13 protein-coding genes are annotated in these 17050 nt (G+C 38.5%); 11 read left to right on the top strand and 2 right to left on the bottom strand.

Annotation, left to right across the window (positions count from 1 at the left end):
- Positions 1 to 124 precede the first annotated feature (124 nt).
- From ispE to purR, 4 genes are all read left to right on the top strand, one after another.
- A complete protein-coding gene (ispE, locus tag BR87_RS07790) occupies positions 125 to 982 on the top strand; it encodes a 4-(cytidine 5'-diphospho)-2-C-methyl-D-erythritol kinase (RefSeq protein WP_035030662.1) in 858 nt (285 codons plus the stop codon).
- A 297-nt stretch (positions 983 to 1279) separates the two neighbouring features.
- Entirely contained in the window at positions 1280 to 1987 is a 708-nt protein-coding gene (locus BR87_RS07785; RefSeq protein ID WP_035030658.1) for a metal ABC transporter ATP-binding protein, read from the top strand.
- The gene (locus tag BR87_RS07780) at positions 1933 to 2766 is read left to right on the top strand and encodes a metal ABC transporter permease (RefSeq protein ID WP_035030655.1); all 834 of its coding nucleotides are present in this window, start codon (positions 1933 to 1935) and stop codon (positions 2764 to 2766) included. The genes BR87_RS07785 and BR87_RS07780 overlap by 55 nt, the downstream gene beginning before the upstream one ends.
- Positions 2767 to 2956: 190 nt before the next feature.
- The gene (gene purR, locus BR87_RS07775; RefSeq protein ID WP_035030652.1) at positions 2957 to 3784 is read left to right on the top strand and encodes a pur operon repressor; all 828 of its coding nucleotides are present in this window, start codon (positions 2957 to 2959) and stop codon (positions 3782 to 3784) included.
- 87 nt (positions 3785 to 3871) lie between these two features.
- On the opposite strand, the gene BR87_RS07770 is transcribed toward purR, so the two are convergent.
- Positions 3872 to 4375 carry a cupin domain-containing protein gene (locus tag BR87_RS07770; RefSeq protein ID WP_035030649.1) on the bottom strand — a complete coding sequence of 168 codons (504 nt, stop codon included), beginning with the start codon at positions 4373 to 4375 and terminating at the stop codon, positions 3872 to 3874.
- Between the two features lie 295 nt (positions 4376 to 4670).
- Here BR87_RS07770 and glmU point away from each other — a divergent pair, with 295 nt between their 5' ends.
- The 5 genes from glmU to BR87_RS07745 all read left to right on the top strand — a co-directional run bounded on the left by glmU (position 4671) and on the right by BR87_RS07745 (position 11352).
- The gene (gene glmU, locus BR87_RS07765; RefSeq protein ID WP_035030646.1) at positions 4671 to 6038 is read left to right on the top strand and encodes a bifunctional UDP-N-acetylglucosamine diphosphorylase/glucosamine-1-phosphate N-acetyltransferase GlmU; all 1368 of its coding nucleotides are present in this window, start codon (positions 4671 to 4673) and stop codon (positions 6036 to 6038) included.
- 116 nt (positions 6039 to 6154) lie between these two features.
- The gene (locus BR87_RS07760; protein WP_035030643.1) at positions 6155 to 7135 is read left to right on the top strand and encodes a ribose-phosphate diphosphokinase; all 981 of its coding nucleotides are present in this window, start codon (positions 6155 to 6157) and stop codon (positions 7133 to 7135) included.
- A 178-nt stretch (positions 7136 to 7313) separates the two neighbouring features.
- Positions 7314 to 7745 carry a NusG domain II-containing protein gene (locus tag BR87_RS07755; RefSeq protein ID WP_035030640.1) on the top strand — a complete coding sequence of 144 codons (432 nt, stop codon included), beginning with the start codon at positions 7314 to 7316 and terminating at the stop codon, positions 7743 to 7745.
- Positions 7746 to 8338: 593 nt separating this feature from the next.
- A complete protein-coding gene (locus BR87_RS07750; RefSeq protein WP_035030637.1) occupies positions 8339 to 9982 on the top strand; it encodes a peptide ABC transporter substrate-binding protein in 1644 nt (547 codons plus the stop codon).
- A gap of 32 nt (positions 9983 to 10014) precedes the next feature.
- Entirely contained in the window at positions 10015 to 11352 is a 1338-nt protein-coding gene (locus tag BR87_RS07745) for a M20 family metallopeptidase (protein ID WP_035030635.1), read from the top strand.
- 76 nt (positions 11353 to 11428) lie between these two features.
- On the opposite strand, the gene BR87_RS07740 is transcribed toward BR87_RS07745, so the two are convergent.
- Positions 11429 to 12403, bottom strand: coding sequence for an L-lactate dehydrogenase (locus BR87_RS07740; RefSeq protein ID WP_035030633.1), 975 nt, complete (start codon positions 12401 to 12403; stop codon positions 11429 to 11431).
- Positions 12404 to 12819: 416 nt separating this feature from the next.
- On the opposite strand from BR87_RS07740, the gene pth reads away from it, so the two are divergent.
- Positions 12820 to 13386 carry an aminoacyl-tRNA hydrolase gene (pth, locus tag BR87_RS07735; protein WP_035030631.1) on the top strand — a complete coding sequence of 189 codons (567 nt, stop codon included), beginning with the start codon at positions 12820 to 12822 and terminating at the stop codon, positions 13384 to 13386.
- A 90-nt stretch (positions 13387 to 13476) separates the two neighbouring features.
- Positions 13477 to 17001, top strand: a complete 3525-nt coding sequence (gene mfd, locus BR87_RS07730) for a transcription-repair coupling factor (RefSeq protein WP_035030629.1) — start codon at positions 13477 to 13479, stop codon at positions 16999 to 17001.
- The last annotated feature ends 49 nt before the right edge of the window (positions 17002 to 17050 follow it).

Raw genomic sequence — 17050 nt, 5'->3', positions numbered from 1 at the left:
AAAAGTATTCCATTGTTTTTCTAATAGTTCCGTTAAATTCTGCTATTCATCCTTTGCAAATCGTTTTTTTTAGGCTAGTATGTTCTACAGACAAAAAACTTTTGAAAATGAAAGGAGGATAAGCATGAGTAAGGAAGTAATAGAAAAAGCACCGGCTAAAATTAATTTAAGTTTAGATGTGCTGCACAAACGAGAAGACGGCTTTCATGAACTTGAAATGGTGATGACGTCTATTGATCTAGCAGACCATTTGACTTTGAAATCCCTGCCTGAAGATAAAATCGTCATTCAGTCGAATAATGGTTTTCTCCCCTTAGATCAAAGAAATCACGCATACAAAGCAGCCCTGTTAGTCAAAGAAACTTTTGGGATTCAACTGGGTGTAGAGATGCTGATTAAAAAGAAGATCCCGATTGCAGCGGGACTAGCAGGAGGAAGCAGTGATGCCGCAGCTACTCTTAGAGGGTTGAACCAATTGTGGAAGTTAGGTTTATCTTTGGATGAACTCGCTGTTTTAGGTGCTCAAGTAGGTTCTGATGTGCCTTATTGCGTTTATGGCGGTACAGCATTTGCAACAGGACGCGGAGAAAAAATTGAGCGGTTAAGTGACATTCCCCAATGCTGGGTTGTATTAGTCAAACCTAAAAAAGGCATTTCAACCGGCACCGTATTTAGTGCTTTATCTTATGAATCCCTTCAACATCCAGCTACACGTTCTATGGTGTCGGCCATTGAAAATCAAGACTATCTTAAAATGACACAATTGACCGGCAATGCGTTAGAAGAAACATCCATTATTCGCCAACCGGCTATTGAAAAAATCAAGCAAAAAATGTTGTTATTTGGTGCAGATACGGCATTAATGAGCGGAAGCGGCCCAACTATTTTTGCTCTTTGCCATAAATACTCTCGAGCGCAGCGTGTCTATAATGGCCTAAAAGGTTTTTGTAATGAAGTTTATCTAGTTCGTACATTAAAATAAATCAGAAAGTGAAATGAGGCTCAGTCTTGTTTCACTTTTTTCTTGACGAATAATAACAAGAGTGATAAGCTACTAAAGAAATCCGCAAAAAGTAATCATTACGATTTGTCTTGAGTGGAACAGACAACAAAATGAAATAATGGATAAATAAGAAAAGCATGAAGACTGAAGAAGGGTCTCATGCGCTTTTTATGCTATCACTTTGTGTTTTATACGCGTGATGTTTAGCAAATCAAGCAAGAGCAGGCTTGCTCGGCTTTTCTTATGTAAAAGTTAGTTGAGAAAGAAGGAATCAAGATGCATTATATTGAAGTGAAAGATTTATCTTTTTACTATGATGAAGAGCCTGTATTGGAAAATATCTCTTTTACTGTGGATGCAGGAGAATTTGTCATGCTGACGGGCGAAAATGGAGCAGCTAAATCGACTTTGCTGCGAAACGTATTGGGCTTATTAACACCCAATAAAGGTACTGCGGTTATTTCTCCCGTTAATACGAGAAATGAAAAATTAGCAATTGGGTATATCCCTCAACAAGTCGCTTCTTTTAATGTCGGTTTTCCTAGCACAGTCTTGGAATTGGTTCGTTCAGGGCGTTACCAACGCGGCAAATGGTTTAAGCGATTAGATGCTGAAGACGAAGAACACGTTGAACGCTCATTAAAATCAGTTGGAATGTGGAAAATGCGCCATAAAAAAATTGGAGAATTGTCAGGTGGACAAAAACAACGCATATCATTAGCACGTATTTTTGCTACCGATCCTGATTTGTTTGTGCTGGATGAACCAACAACAGGAATGGACGTTGATTCTCGTCGTGAATTTTATGAGTTGCTCAAACACAATAGCAAAGTACATGGGAAAGGGATTTTGATGGTTACACATGACCATGAAGATATTAAACAGTATGCTGATCGTCACATTCAATTGATTCGAAAGGAGGATTCCCCGTGGAGATGTTTTTCTATGGATTCATGCAGCGAGCCTTCCAAGCTTCATTCTTGATTGCCATCATTGCTCCAATTCTAGGCCTGTTCTTGATTCTCAGAAGACAGTCTTTAATGGCTGATACGTTGTCCCATATTTCCTTAGCTGGAATTGCACTAGGCTTGTTATTGAATATCAATCCAACGATTATGACATTGCTGATCGTCGTGATAGCTGCAGTAGCTATCGACTACTTGCGCATGCTATACAAGTCTTATTCTGAGATTTCCATCGCGATTATGATGTCAGCAGGTATGGCGGTAGCCTTAGTTTTAATGAGTTTAAATGACGGCGGCTCAAGTACAAGTGTCCAACAATACTTATTTGGTTCAATTGTAACAATCAGCCAGGAACAAGTTCACTTGTTGATGGCCCTATTTGTGATGGTAGTCGGCTTGTATTTGGTTTTTCGCAAACCGATGTACGTATTGACCTTTGATGAAGACACCGCCTTTACAGCCGGATTACCGGTGAAATGGATGTCGATTATTTTTAATGTCATTACAGGAGTGACCATCGCTGTAATTATGCCGATTGTTGGAGCTTTATTGGTTTCAGCTATTATCATTTTACCTGCAGCGATTGCGATGAGACTAAGCAAAAGTTTTAACTTAGTGATCGTTGTAGGCATTGTGATCGGCATTATTGGAATGGTCACAGGATTGACTACTTCCTATCAATACGGTACACCACCAGGAGCTACGATCACTTTAATATTTATATTTATTTTTATTTTAACAACTGTTATAAAAAAAATAGCCAATCAAATAAAATATAAAAAAAGCCGGCATTCTTAAAATGCTGGCTGAGTAAAAAAAGCGAATCCGAAAGTTCGCTTTTTTTTTTATGAGAAATTAATAATAAAAACGAACAATTATTTTTTTAAAAGCAAAAATAGCTACCTTTTTTAGCTAAATACGATTATAATAAGTACAACCGTTTTAAAAGAACGAAGCTATAACAGCTAATTATAAAGAGGTGAAAGATTTGAAAGTAAAAAGAAGCGAACGATTAATCGATATGACTCGTTACTTATTAGAGAAACCCCACACACTAGTATCTTTAACATATTTTGCGAACCGTTACGATTCAGCTAAGTCTTCTATTAGTGAAGATTTGACAATCATTAAAAAGACATTCAAAGAACGCGGTACAGGCACTTTGGAAACTGTCCCGGGAGCAGCCGGCGGAGTACGATACATTCCTGAAATTATGGAAGATGAAGCAAAAGAATTCATTGAAGAAATGTGCGAACGTTTATCAGAAGCGAACCGTTTGTTACCAGGAGGGTATGTGTATTTATCCGATCTATTGGGAGAACCGCAGACCTTACGTCAAATTGGAAAAATCATTGCTTCGCAATATTTGCATGATTCAATCGATGCAGTGATGACGGTAGCAACAAAGGGTGTGCCGATAGCTCAAGCTGTCTCTAGTTATTTAAATGTACCGTTTGTTATGGTTCGACGTGATTCAAAAATCACAGAAGGTTCGACTGTTAGCATCAATTACGTTTCAGGTTCATCTGAAAGAGTAGAAAAGATGGAATTATCGAAGCGCAGTTTAAAACGCGGTTCGCGAGTACTGATCGTGGACGACTTCATGAAAGGCGGCGGAACTGTTAATGGAATGAAGAGCCTGATTGAAGAATTTGAAGCAGAATTAGTAGGAGTTACTGTTTTTGCCGAATCTACTTTTAGCGGCAGTCGGATGATCGATGATTATACTTCTCTTTTATGTGTTGATGAGGTAGATATTCGAGATAAAACCATTCATGTTGCACCAGGAAATTATTTTAAAGCCAAACGAAACTAATTAAAAAAGTTTGAAATAATTCCTTTTATCAGAATTGTTTCAAACTTTTTTGGTGTTGGTAAGCAAATAACTATACCTTTAATTTTTTTAGTCAGGTAAGGATTCAAAAGCCAGTTTTCGAATCACTTCCCTTTGGTGTGGATAGACTTCAAGCAATTGAGCTTGGGTAAACAATTCGAAATCTTGGTAATCGAAACCAGGAGCAACCATACAACTGACCAACGCATAGTCGCCGTTTTCTTCAATACTGGAGCCGAAAATCACCCCTTTTGGAACGGTGTACTGCAAAACTTCCTTGTTTTCAATGGAAGACCCTAGTTTAACTTGCTCATAATGGCCGTCTGGATACAACAAGTGAATCGTTAAGGGATCGCCGGCGTGAAAGTACCAGATTTCATCAGACTTTAAACGATGGAAATGGGAAGGACTTTCTTGACTCAATAAAAAATAAATACTGGTATACAATGGCCGCTCCCGTTGATCTTCAGTAGTTATCTGTTCAGCAGGCTGAGGAACGGTTTTATAATAACCGCCTTCAGGGTGCGGAAGCAAGTTTAATTGTTCAATCCAGTAGTTTTTAGATTTTTGCATGCTTTTTTCCTCCTTTTGAGCTTTTATCCTAAACTCAGTATACAAGATGCGGAAGGAAGACAACAGCTTAAACAAATATAAAGTTGCTTAAACCAAAAGCAAAAAAATTGCTTTTCTTGCTTTTTAGAAACGCTGAGTTGCGTGAGGCACAAGGGAGTAGACCTTGAAAATAAGGCCCTTTTAAGCTATTATTGAAGAGCTAAAACTAAAGTCATTTGTAAAGAAATCAAAAGTAAGAGAATAAATGAAGCCATTAAGTCATCAAATGAAGAAACAAAGGATGGGAGTCGCTAAAATGACACAGAGATATGCAATCGTATTAGCAGCAGGACAAGGTTCACGTATGAAATCAAAACTATATAAAGTATTGCATCCAGTTGCAGGTAAACCGATGGTAGGGCATGTAATTGATCAAGTCGAAGCTGCCGGTACAGAAAAAATCGTTACGATCGTTGGGTATGGCGCTGAAAAAGTAAAAGATTATTTAGGAGAACGGACAGAATATGCTTTACAAGAAGAACAATTAGGAACAGGGCATGCTGTTGTGCAAGCTGAAATGCATTTAAAAGATAAAGAGGGAATCACATTAGTTATCTGTGGAGATACACCTTTATTGACAGCAGAAACATTAAATAACTTATTTACTTATCATCAAGCACAAAACGCAAAAGCTACGATTTTAACAGCACATGCAGATGACCCAACAGGTTATGGCCGTGTGATACGAAATGAAAATGGATCAGTAGAAAAAATCGTAGAACAAAAAGACGCAAATCCATCAGAAAGATTAGTTCAAGAAATCAATACGGGAACGTATTGTTTTGATAATCGTTTATTGTTTGAGGCACTTTCGCAAGTCGGCAATGACAATGCTCAAGGAGAATATTATTTGCCAGATGTTATTGAAATCTTAAAGAACCAAAATGAAACCGTCGATGCTTATAAAATGCCGAATGAAGCAGAAGGCATGGGGGTTAATGATCGGGTAGCTTTAGCTGAAGCGACTTTGCTTATGCGTCAGCGCATCAACAGAATGCATATGCAAAACGGGGTAACCTTGATTGACCCAACGACAACTTATATCGATAGCGAAGTAACGGTCGGTGCAGATACTGTTATTGAACCAAATGTTTCTTTAAAAGGACAAACCGTTATTGGAGAAGATTGTTTTATCGGAGCAAATTCAGAAGTCTTAAATAGTACTCTTGGCGATGGTGTCCGCGTGACCAGTTCAACTATCAAAGATTCTATCATGGAAAAAGCGAGCAATATAGGACCCTACAGTCATCTGCGTCCAAATAGCCGTGTCGGTGAAGCTGTTCATATCGGTAATTTTGTTGAAATCAAAAATGCCACTATTGGAGCAACAACTAAAGTAGGCCATTTAACTTATGTCGGAGATGCAGATTTAGGCAAAAACATCAATATTGGCTGCGGCACAATTTTTGTAAATTACGACGGTAAAAATAAACACCGCACAACGGTTGGCGATAACGTATTTATTGGGTGCAATGCCAATTTAATTGCTCCGCTTATGGTTGAAAAGAATGCTTACATCGCTGCTGGATCAACCATTACTAAAGACGTGCCTACCGAGTCTATGGCGATTGGCAGAGTACGTCAAGAAAATAAATTGGATTACTTCAATAAATTACCGCATTAAAACAAGTAAAAACTTGAAACAAAATGAGAATTTACTTGATTTCTTTGTGAAAAATGCATAGTATTAAAGTGAGGAATAAAGGTATTTTTTTGAAAATAAAGAAAGTGGAGGTCACTATGTCAGAACATTATTTTGATCCAAAGTTAAAGATTTTTGCGTTAAACTCAAACAGACCCTTAGCAGAAAAAATTGCTAAAGAAGTAGGAGTAGAATTAGGAAAACTCTCAGTGGATCAGTTCAGCGATGGAGAAATTCGGATTAATATTGAAGAAAGTATTCGGGGGGACCATGTTTATATTATTCAGTCAACTTCTAGTCCAGTAAATGACAATTTGATGGAAATGTTGATTATGATCGATGCTTTAAAACGAGCAAGTGCTAAAACAGTGAACTTAGTCATTCCTTATTATGGCTACGCTAGACAAGACCGAAAAGCCCGTTCAAGAGAACCGATTACTGCTAAGTTAGTAGCGAATATGATAACAGCTGCAGGTGCAGACCGCATTCTGACATTAGATTTACATGCTTCACAAATACAAGGATTCTTTGATATGCCAGTAGATCATTTGTTGGGAGCATCTCTTTTAGCAAATTATTTCTTAAATTGCGGCCTTGAAAAAGAAGATGTTGTCGTTGTTTCACCAGATCATGGCGGAGTAACACGTGCCCGTAAGCTAGCTGAATTCTTAAAAGCACCGATTGCTATTATTGATAAACGCCGGCCAAAAGCAAATGTTGCAGAAGTGATGAATATCATTGGTTCAGTTGAAGGCAAAAAATGCATTTTAATTGATGACATGATCGATACTGCCGGAACCATTACGTTAGCTGCTAAAGCATTGGAAGAAGCGGGAGCTACGGAAGTCTATGCTTGCTGCACGCATCCTGTTTTATCTGGTCCAGCTATTGATCGTATTCAAAATTCAGCCATCAAACAATTGATAGTAACGGATTCTATCTTCCTTCCTGAAGAGAAAAAAATCGATAAAATCGTTGAAATTAGTGTTAGTGCTTTAATGGCAGATGCCATTAAACGGATTCATGAAAATAAATCTGTCAGTCCACTTTTTGAAAGAAAATTTAAAGAGAATCACTAAAAACATAGCCAACTTAAAAAGTGATAAGAAGGTAGTTCCTTCTTATCGCTTTTTTTCGCGTGATTTGATAAACCCCCAAAGAGAATAATCTTGTTGAGCGGTAAAAAGGTTGTTACAATAGGAGCAATTGATATACAGTGCAAAAAAAGAGTATGAAGGATGAATGGAGCTAGTCTCAATGAATAAATTGAAAGAATATACAAAGTTAGTTCGCCCCTTAGATATCGTTATTGTTGTGTTCCTGTTAATCGGTTCATTTGTTCCTTATTATATTTTTAGCAAGCAACAAATAGCCATGGATGAAACAAGCGAAGTAGTTGCAGTTATTTCAATTAATGGAAGTGAAGTTAAACGCGTAACGTTATCTGAAGATACCCCGCATGAAGAATTTACTCTCCACCCTGCAGGTAAGCAATACAATATCATCGAAGTGAAAGGAAAAAAAATTCGCAATAAAGAAGATAACAGCCCTGATCAAATCGCCGTGAAAACCGGCTGGATCAGTAAACCGGGAGAAACCAGTATTTGCCTGCCCCATAAATTGATTATTGAAATAAAAGCTGTTTCCCCTACAAAAGATTCTGAAAACGATGTGATTATTCCTCTCTAAAAAGCTGGATGTGTTCATTTAGCTTTTTTATATTTAAAATTAGTTTAGTTATTTGGATAGTATAAGCAACCTTATGGCATTTTTGCTATAAGGTTGTTTTGGTTTTATTATTTTTAGTGTTGGCAAGAAGAATGGATCTATTCAACAACTTGAAATTTTCGGAGGAATAGCGGCTGCTTGCAGCCATGTAAAGGATTCAATGCGAATTACGAAGCGGTCAGGCTTCGTTTGAGGCTTGAAAGGCTGGAGACATGAAAGGCTCCAGTCGTTCCCATGGCTTTTGCAAGCAGACGTGTAAATTCCGGAGGAAATTTCATTATTAAGCATTACCAACACGATAAAGAATCGTTGTTTTTTTCTTGCTTTCCCGATAAATCAGTAATGAGTTTTTGAAAAGAGAACGTCTATGAATAAAATAGAGGTTCAAAACGAATATATACAGTATAGTTGCATAAAATCCTTTAATTTATTAAAAATAAGGTTTTATATTGTATATTTATGTCGATTCTTGTATGATGGTAGAAAGATTTATCTATCTTAAGGAGTATGGGGATACGACTGAGAAATGAATTGAAAAAAGGGAGAGAAAGCAGATGAAAAAATTAGCTTATTTAGCCGTCAGCATGGCCTTTTTGAGTGGCTGTGCACAGTCAAGTGGACAAGCAACAAATGAAAGTTCGATATCTAATGCTCAAGAGGGAGCAGAACAGACCTTACATTTAAGTGTAGCTTCAGAATTGCCGACGATCGATCCGGCTTTATCACAAGATACCATTAGTTTTACAGCTTTGAACCAAGTGATGGAAGGCTTGTACCGTTTGGATACAGAAGAAAATCCAATACCAGCTTTGGCTGAGGGTGAGCCGGAAATCAGTGAAGACCGTTTGACGTATCATTTCACCTTAAAGCCAGATTTAAAATGGTCAAATGGAGAAGCCTTAACAGCTGCTGATTTTGAATATGGCTGGAAACGGATTGTAGATCCCAAAACAGCTGCTAATTATTCGTTTGTCATGACGGATATTAAAAATGCTGACGCTATTTTAGCGGGGGAAGCAGAAGTTGATGAGCTAGGAATTGAAGCGCTCAATGATTTAGAACTAGAAATTACGTTAGAAAAACCAGTAGAAAACTTTTTGAAACTCATTACAAAACCGACTTTCTCTCCTCAAAAAGAATCGTTTGTTACTGCTGAGGGTTCTGAATTTGGGACTAATAGCGATGCGGCTCTTTACAATGGGCCTTTTATCTTGAAAGATTGGGATGGAACAGGTTTATCCTGGACTTATGAAAAAAATGATGACTACTGGGATCAGGAAAATGTTGCTTTGACAACGGTTACCAATCAAGTGATCAAAGAAACATCGACAGGCTTAAATTTATATAACAATGGAGAAATTGATTCGATTACTTTAACAGGCGAATTTGCTCAACAATACAATCAAGATCCTGAATTTATGGCACCGTTAACGGCAAAATCAATTTATTTGGAATTGGACCATGTCAATAATCCAGCCTTAAAAAATAAAAATTTAAGAACTGCATTGGCCGTAGCTGTATCACGTGAAGAGTTAACTGAAAGTATCATTGCCAATGGGTCTAAGCCAATTGGAGGTCTGGTTACCAGTGGGTTAGTCGAAGATCCGACAACTGGAGAAGACTTTAGAACAGCTTCAGGTTCTTATTTAGATTACCAGCCTGAAAAAGCTACTCAATTATGGAAAACAGCGCAAAAAGAGTTGGGAATTTCAACAGTTGATTTACAGTTGGTAGCGGATGATGATGAAGTGACAAAAAAAGTTAGCCAATATTTACAAAATACAATTGAGAAAAATTTGCCAGGTGTAAAGATTACGATCAAAAGTGTGCCTTTCAAGAACCGAATTGAATTGGGCGATAATGGCGATTTTGATTTGTTGTTGTCTGGTTGGGGCGCAGACACAAACGATACCAATAATTTTTTGAGTTTATTTCTGTCGGATTCTGTTTTTAATGGCGGGAAATATACTAATGAAAAATACGATGCTTTAGTTGATGCTTCTATGGGAGAAGACAGCGGCAATGCTGAGAAAAAATGGACCAATGATTTAGCTGCTGAAAATATTTTGCTGGAAGATGCAGGAATTATTCCGCTTTACCAGCAGGCACAAGCGATGTTGTTAAGAAGTTCGGTTAAAAATTACCACATGAGTCAAATCAACAGCGTAAATCTAAAGTATGTATCCATTGAAGAATAGAAAATAAAATAAAAAGGCGGCTGCGTAAGTATATGAAAAATTGGATAACAGAAAAACATCAAAAAGAAAGTTTAGCTGCATTAAAACGGTTGATCGATATTCCATCTGTTAATACAGCAGATGGGACCAGCTTTCCTCCATTTGGAAAAGCAATTGAAGAGTGTTTGACAGAAGCCTTAACGATTTGCGAAGAATTGGGAATGACCACTTATCATGATCCAGCGGGATTTTATGGCTATGCTGACTATGGACAAGGAGAAGAGCTGATCGCTGTTTTGTGCCATTTGGACGTTGTTCCGGCAGGTGATTTAGCTTTGTGGGAAACGGATCCTTTTCAAGCAGTTGTGAAAGAGGGCGTTATGTATGGTCGCGGCAGCCAAGATGATAAAGGCCCGACGATTGCAGCTTTGTATGCTTTTAAAGCAGTCGTTGATAGCGGAGTTGCTTTTAATAAACGCATTCGATTTGTTTTTGGAACAGATGAAGAAACGTTATGGCGGTGCATGGCTCACTACAATTTAAAAGAAGAACAGCCGACAAAAGGATTTGTGCCGGATAGTGCTTTCCCGGTAACATATGCTGAAAAAGGACTGCTGCAGGCCAAATTAATCGGTCCTGGAAGTACTGCTTTTGCACTCGCTTGCGGCGATGCTTTTAACGTCGTGCCGGGCAATGCTCAGTACCAAGGGCAAGATGCTCAACTTGTGAGCCAAAAATTAGCTGAACTGGGAATCAGCCAGACACTTACGGACCAAACGGTTACAGTAAATGGCAAAGCCGTTCACTCGAGTGCTGCTGGACAAGGAGTGAATGCGGTCAATCAATTGGCAACGGGATTGGTCCAAGTTCACTCGCATCCAATGCTGCAATTTTTAGCTGAAAAAGTTGGAACAGAAACGAATGGATTCAGTATTTTCGGAGAAGTGAAAGATGAAATGACGGGCGAGCTGACTTTTAATGTGGCGACAATCAACGTAACTGAAACGAAGTCAGAAATAGAATTGGATTTGCGGATTCCGGTTAGTTATCCAGCAGCAGATTTGGTGCCGCTTCTTGAAAAAGCCGCAGCAGCTTATGGATTAACATATGAAGAGTTTGATCATGTGCCGGCTTTATATGTCCCTAAAGAAAGCGACTTAGTCCAAACGCTGACAACAATTTATCAAAATAAAACTGGAGATCAGACCCAACCGATTACTTCAGGCGGAGCTACTTACGCGCGAACGATGAAAAATATGGTCGCTTTTGGAGCTCATTTCCCTGATACAAAAAGTTTGGCTCATCAGGCGAATGAAGGGATCAGTATAACAGAAATGGTTCAAGCAATGGATATTTATGCAGAAGCTATTTTCCAATTGTGTTGCAATTAAGAAATTAAAAAACTTCGGTTCAGTAAAGGATAAGTACCATCCTTACTGAACCGAAGTTTTTAGTTTAGTGTTCTTCTTATTCTTCTTTATCTAGCGCATCCATTGCCTCTTGTGTAACTTTTCGAAGCGTATCGGCAGAAAAATTCATTTTTTCTTTTTCTGAATCATTTAATGGGATTTCAATAACGCTGCTGATTCCTTGACGATTGATGACTGCAGGTGCTCCAATAAAGATATCAGATTGTCCGTATTCACCGTCTAAATAAACAGAAAGCGGCAGAATTGAATTTTCATCATTTAAAATCGCTTTTGTGATCCGGGTTAATGAAACGGCAATACCATAAAAAGTAGCACCTTTACGTTCGATAATATCATAAGCCGCATCCCGTACTTTGAAGAACATTTGTACCAAAGCTTCTTCATCTACACCAGGGTTATCTTTGATCCATTCGTAAATTTGCAGACCAGCTACATTAGCATGAGACCAGACAGGAAATTCTGTATCGCCGTGTTCGCCTAAGATGTAGCCATGGACATTTCGAGCATCTACTTCTAATAATTTAGCGATGGCTTGACGAAAACGTGCACTGTCTAATGAAGTACCTGAACCAATAATACGGTGTTGCGGCAATCCTGAGAACTTCCAAGTAGCATATGTTAAGATATCTACTGGATTTGTTGCTACTAGAAAAATTCCGTCAAATCCGCTGGCCATAATTTGTTCTATAATGCTTTTGAATATTTTTAAGTTTTTTTGTACTAAATCTAAACGTGTTTCTCCGGGTTTTTGGGCAGCTCCAGCCGTAATGACGACAATATCAGCGTCGTGACAGTCACTATAGGTAGCAGCATAAATCTTCTTAGGAGAAGTAAAAGCTAGTGCATGTGACAGATCCATAGCATCGCCTTCTGTTTTTGCTGTATCGATGTCGATAATACCAAGTTCTTGAGCAATATTTTGTGTCACTAAAGCAAAAGCATAACTGGAACCAACTGCTCCATCTCCAACTACAATGACTTTTTGATGATCTTTTATTTCATTGTTGACCATAATCGATTGTCCCCCTTAATAAACGTTATCATACAATTAAAGTATACCATTTAAAAAATGAAAGAGGAAATAAAAAAGGTGCTCAATGGCATAGTAGAACGTATCGATTTATCTGATTTTCTGAAAGAAACTAGCTTTTAGCGTTCATAAATAGGCATGGGTACGTTAAGGATAAAAAGTTAAGCTCTTTGTGGTACATAAAAGGCTTTCGTTGCATCCTTTCCTGATATTCAAAGTTTTGCTTGAGAGAGTTTCTTCCTATTTCTAGTGGAAATATGGTATACTATAAAAAAATGTTACTGGACGAAAAACTTCGTGCAGCGCTTTTTTGCGTGAAAATTCAAAAAAATAGCGACGCGAATTAAAAAGAAATTCAAAAAATAATAAAAGATGATTGATAAATGGAGAATAAAAAAATGAAAATGATAGTAGGCTTGGGTAATCCCGGAGCAAAATATGCAAATACAAAACACAATATCGGCTTTATTGTCTTAGATGAATATGCCGTTCAAAAAAACCTAGCGTTTAATAAAACAAAGTTTGAAGCTGTGTACACAGAAGCTTTTATTGGAACTGAAAAAGTGTTACTGGTTAAACCGCAAACATTTATGAATGATTCTGGTCGTGCAGTCAGGCCGTTAATGGATTACTTTAATGTGGCGATAGAAGATCTGGTCGTTGTTTACGATGATTTAGATTTACCGACTGGAAAAATCAGGCTGCGACAAAAAGGAAGTGCCGGCGGACATAATGGAATCAAAAGTTTGATCCAGCATATCGGCACATCGAATTTCAACCGGATTCGGATTGGCATCGATCGGCCGTATCCTAACCAGACAGTGGTTAACCATGTGTTAAGCAGTTTCCCAAAAGAACAGCATGAAGATATGTTGTTTGCGGTCAAAGATAGTGCAGCTGCGTTGGATTATTGGATCGCTGGACATACATTTTTAGATACGATGAACCAATACAATAAAAAATAAAATAATTGAAAAGGAAGCCCAGTAAGAATCACTGAGCTTCTTTACCGTTTTAAAAAAGAATAACCTAAAAAGGATAAAGGAGACCAGAAAGTGGCAGATATTAAAAAAATATTAGCTAATTCACCTGATGTGAAAGCATTATTAGATACGATTGGTGAACAGCGGACACAATTGATAACAGGCCTTGCGGGTTCAGCTAGAACATTGATCATCAGTACGATTTTAGAAAAGAAAAAGCGGCCAATTCTTTTGGTGACGCATAATTTATTCCATGCTCAACAACTGATGGAAGATTTTTCTGATTTTATTGCTGAAGAAAAGCTGCATTTATTTCCGGTCGAAGAAATGCTGTATGCAGAAATGGCGATCGCTTCGCCTGAAGCACGGACAGATCGGGTAGCCGCTTTGGATTTCCTGCTTTCTGGAGAACCAGGAGTAGTGATCGTTCCCTTAGCTGGTGTCCGAAAATTATTGCCGCCAAAAGCCATTTGGGAAGATGCCCGGTTTGAAATGAAGCAAGGCGGAGAGTTGGATCCGACTCATGTTGCACATAAATTAGTAGATATGGGTTATATTCGACAACAATTGGTAGGCAGCCCGGGAGAATTTAGTATTCGTGGCGGGATTATTGATATTTATCCGTTAACGGAAGAACACCCTATCCGTATTGACTTATTCGATACAGAAATAGATTCTTTGCGTTATTTTGATGCAGATAATCAGCGTTCGATTGAAAATATAACATCCGTAACTATTTTGCCGGCGATCGATACACTGTATCCGCATGATTTGTTGCAGAAGGCTGCTCCTCAATTTACAAAAGCAGTAGAACGCAATGCCGATTTGCTGTTGGACGCTGGCGAAAGACAAACCTTTACACGTTATATAACACCTATCATGGATGCTTTTGATAAAGGCGAGCCGATAGATGAACTAGCAATGTTTACGGATTTTATTTATCCCGAAAAAACAAGTTTACTAGACTACATCAGCAAAAAAAGTGTGGTTATCTTAGATGAATATCCTCGAATCATGGAAACGGAACGACGCTTATCGGAAGAAGAAGCTGAATGGGTAACTGAAAAGTTAGCAGAACGGCGTATTTTACAAAAACAAGCTTTTTCAAATGATTTCCGCAGTAAAATGAAAAGCGTAAGTCAAGATATTTTATACTTTTCTTTATTTCAAAAAGGGATGGGGAATTTGCGTTTCTCACACATTCATCCCTTCCAGTACCGCAATATGCAGCAGTTCTTTGGCCAAATGCCATTATTGAAAACAGAAATGGATCGTTGGGTCAAACGTCAAAATACGGTAATTGTGATGGTGCCGAATGAAGAACGGGCCGATAAAGTTCACCAAATATTTAAAGATTTTGAGATTTCCAGCAAAGTCGTTAAGCCGGATCGCATTGAATTAGAAAAAGTGCAAATTTTGAAAGGATCTATTCAAAATGGGTTTGAACTGCCTACCGATAAACTGGTTTTATTGACGGAACATGAACTATTCAATAAGGTCACTAAAAAAACGGCTAGACGTCAAACACTTACCAACGCAGAGCGGCTGAAAAGTTACAGTGAGTTGAATCCAGGAGACTTTGTTGTTCATGTGAATCACGGAATTGGGAAATACACGGGGATGGAAACCCTGACGATCAATGGCATTCACCAAGATTACATGTCGATCATCTACAAAGACGATGCCAAGCTGTTTATCCCGGTGACACAATTAAACTTGCTGCAAAAATATGTTTCCTCAGAAGCCAAAACCCCTAAAATAAATAAATTAGGCGGTACAGAGTGGGCTAAAACCAAGAAAAAAGTAGCCAGCAAAATTGAAGACATTGCGGATGACTTAATTGAATTGTATGCAGCACGTGAACAAGAAGTAGGCTATTCTTATTCACCGGATAATGAATACCAAGAAGAATTTGAAAACGCCTTTCCTTATACGGAAACTGATGATCAGCTAAGAAGTGCAGCAGAAATCAAACACGATATGGAAGGCAAAAAGCCGATGGACCGTCTATTAGTTGGAGACGTCGGTTACGGGAAAACAGAGGTAGCCATGCGAGCTATATTCAAAGCGGTTCAAGAAGGAAAACAAGCAGCCTTTTTAGTGCCGACTACGATTTTGGCACAACAGCACTATGAAACACTCAAACAGCGGTTTGCTGATTTTCCAGTGGAAATCGGGTTATTGAGTCGCTTTAGAACAAAAAAACAACAAACTGAAACGATTGACGGCATCAAAAAAGGACAAGTTGATATTGTGATCGGCACGCACCGGATTTTATCCAAAGATATTGAATTCCAAGACTTGGGGCTGCTGATCGTAGATGAAGAACAACGTTTTGGAGTGAAACACAAAGAAAAATTAAAACAATTAAAAGCTCAAGTAGATGTATTGACCTTAACAGCCACGCCTATTCCGAGAACACTGCATATGTCTATGCTAGGAGTACGCGATTTATCAGTGATTGAAACTCCACCGGCTAACCGTTACCCAGTGCAAACCTATGTCATGGAACAAAATCCGGGAGCAATCCGAGAAGCTGTCGAAAGAGAAATCGCTCGCGGCGGACAAGCTTTTTATTTATATAACCGTGTAGCGACGATTGAGAAAAAAGTAGATGAACTACAGCAGTTGATACCAGAAGCCCGGATCGGTTATGCTCATGGACAAATGTCTGAAAGCCAATTAGAGAACGTACTTTTTCAATTTGTCGAAGGCGAATTCGATCTTTTAGTGACCACTACGATTATTGAAACAGGAGTGGACATCCCAAATGTAAATACCTTATTTGTTGAAAATGCTGACCATATGGGATTATCTCAATTGTATCAATTACGAGGACGTGTGGGACGGAGCAACCGTGTAGCTTATGCTTATTTCTTGTACCAAGCCGATAAAGTGCTGAATGAAGTCAGTGAAAAACGGCTTCAAGCCATCAAAGACTTTACCGAATTAGGTTCGGGCTTTAAAATTGCCATGCGCGATTTATCGATCCGCGGAGCAGGTAATTTATTGGGCGCACAACAACATGGGTTTATTGATTCAGTCGGATTCGACTTGTATTCGGAAATGCTGAGTGAAGCCGTCGCACGTAAACGCGGACTGGAAACAAAAGAAGAAAAAACACAAGTCGAAATCGATTTAGCTATCAATGCTTATTTGCCCGGCACCTATATCGAAGATGAACGGCAAAAAATCGAAATCTATAAACGCATTCGTGAATTACGAGATGAAGAAGCGTATGTTCAGCTTCAAGATGAAATGATCGACCGGTTTGGCGAATACGATGATGAAGTAGCTGATTTATTATTGATTGGCTTGATTAAATTATATAGTGAACAAGCGTTGATCGAAACCATCAAGCGTACAGATCAAGAAGTAGAGTTGACTTTTTCTGAATCAGGTTCTCGTTCACTGCCAGCAGAAGAGATTTTTAGAGCGCTCAGTGAAGTGCCGTTGAAAGCAAATATGACGGTTAAAAAGGAGCGATTTGTTGTGACAATACAAATCGGTACAGCACCTACTTACCAGTGGCTGGACTATTTGCAGAAGTTTGCTAAAGTGATTGCAACTTATCGTAAAGAGAAAGCAACCAACTAAGTTTAATGAATAGAGGGATCAGACACTTTATTCTTTGGAAGGCGAGGAC

Source organism: Carnobacterium mobile DSM 4848 (assembly GCF_000744825.1).
In the GTDB taxonomy this organism is placed as follows: Bacteria; Bacillota; Bacilli; order Lactobacillales; family Carnobacteriaceae; genus Carnobacterium_A; species Carnobacterium_A mobile.
Note: the sequence above shows the minus strand (reverse complement) of the source record. Positions and strands in the feature narration are given on the sequence as shown.

What these genes read in the sequence shown, in the direction of transcription:
- BR87_RS07770 (WP_035030649.1), bottom strand. Translation starts at nt 4,375, where the DNA reads ATGCAAAAATCTAAAAACTACTGGATTGAACAATTAAACTTGCTTCCG.
- BR87_RS07750 (WP_035030637.1), top strand. Translation starts at nt 8,339, where the DNA reads ATGAAAAAATTAGCTTATTTAGCCGTCAGCATGGCCTTTTTGAGTGGC.
- BR87_RS07785 (WP_035030658.1), top strand. Translation starts at nt 1,280, where the DNA reads ATGCATTATATTGAAGTGAAAGATTTATCTTTTTACTATGATGAAGAG.
- BR87_RS07745 (WP_035030635.1), top strand. Translation starts at nt 10,015, where the DNA reads ATGAAAAATTGGATAACAGAAAAACATCAAAAAGAAAGTTTAGCTGCA.
- glmU (WP_035030646.1), top strand. Translation starts at nt 4,671, where the DNA reads ATGACACAGAGATATGCAATCGTATTAGCAGCAGGACAAGGTTCACGT.
- BR87_RS07760 (WP_035030643.1), top strand. Translation starts at nt 6,155, where the DNA reads ATGTCAGAACATTATTTTGATCCAAAGTTAAAGATTTTTGCGTTAAAC.
- BR87_RS07740 (WP_035030633.1), bottom strand. Translation starts at nt 12,403, where the DNA reads ATGGTCAACAATGAAATAAAAGATCATCAAAAAGTCATTGTAGTTGGA.
- ispE (WP_035030662.1), top strand. Translation starts at nt 125, where the DNA reads ATGAGTAAGGAAGTAATAGAAAAAGCACCGGCTAAAATTAATTTAAGT.
- pth (WP_035030631.1), top strand. Translation starts at nt 12,820, where the DNA reads ATGAAAATGATAGTAGGCTTGGGTAATCCCGGAGCAAAATATGCAAAT.
- BR87_RS07755 (WP_035030640.1), top strand. Translation starts at nt 7,314, where the DNA reads ATGAATAAATTGAAAGAATATACAAAGTTAGTTCGCCCCTTAGATATC.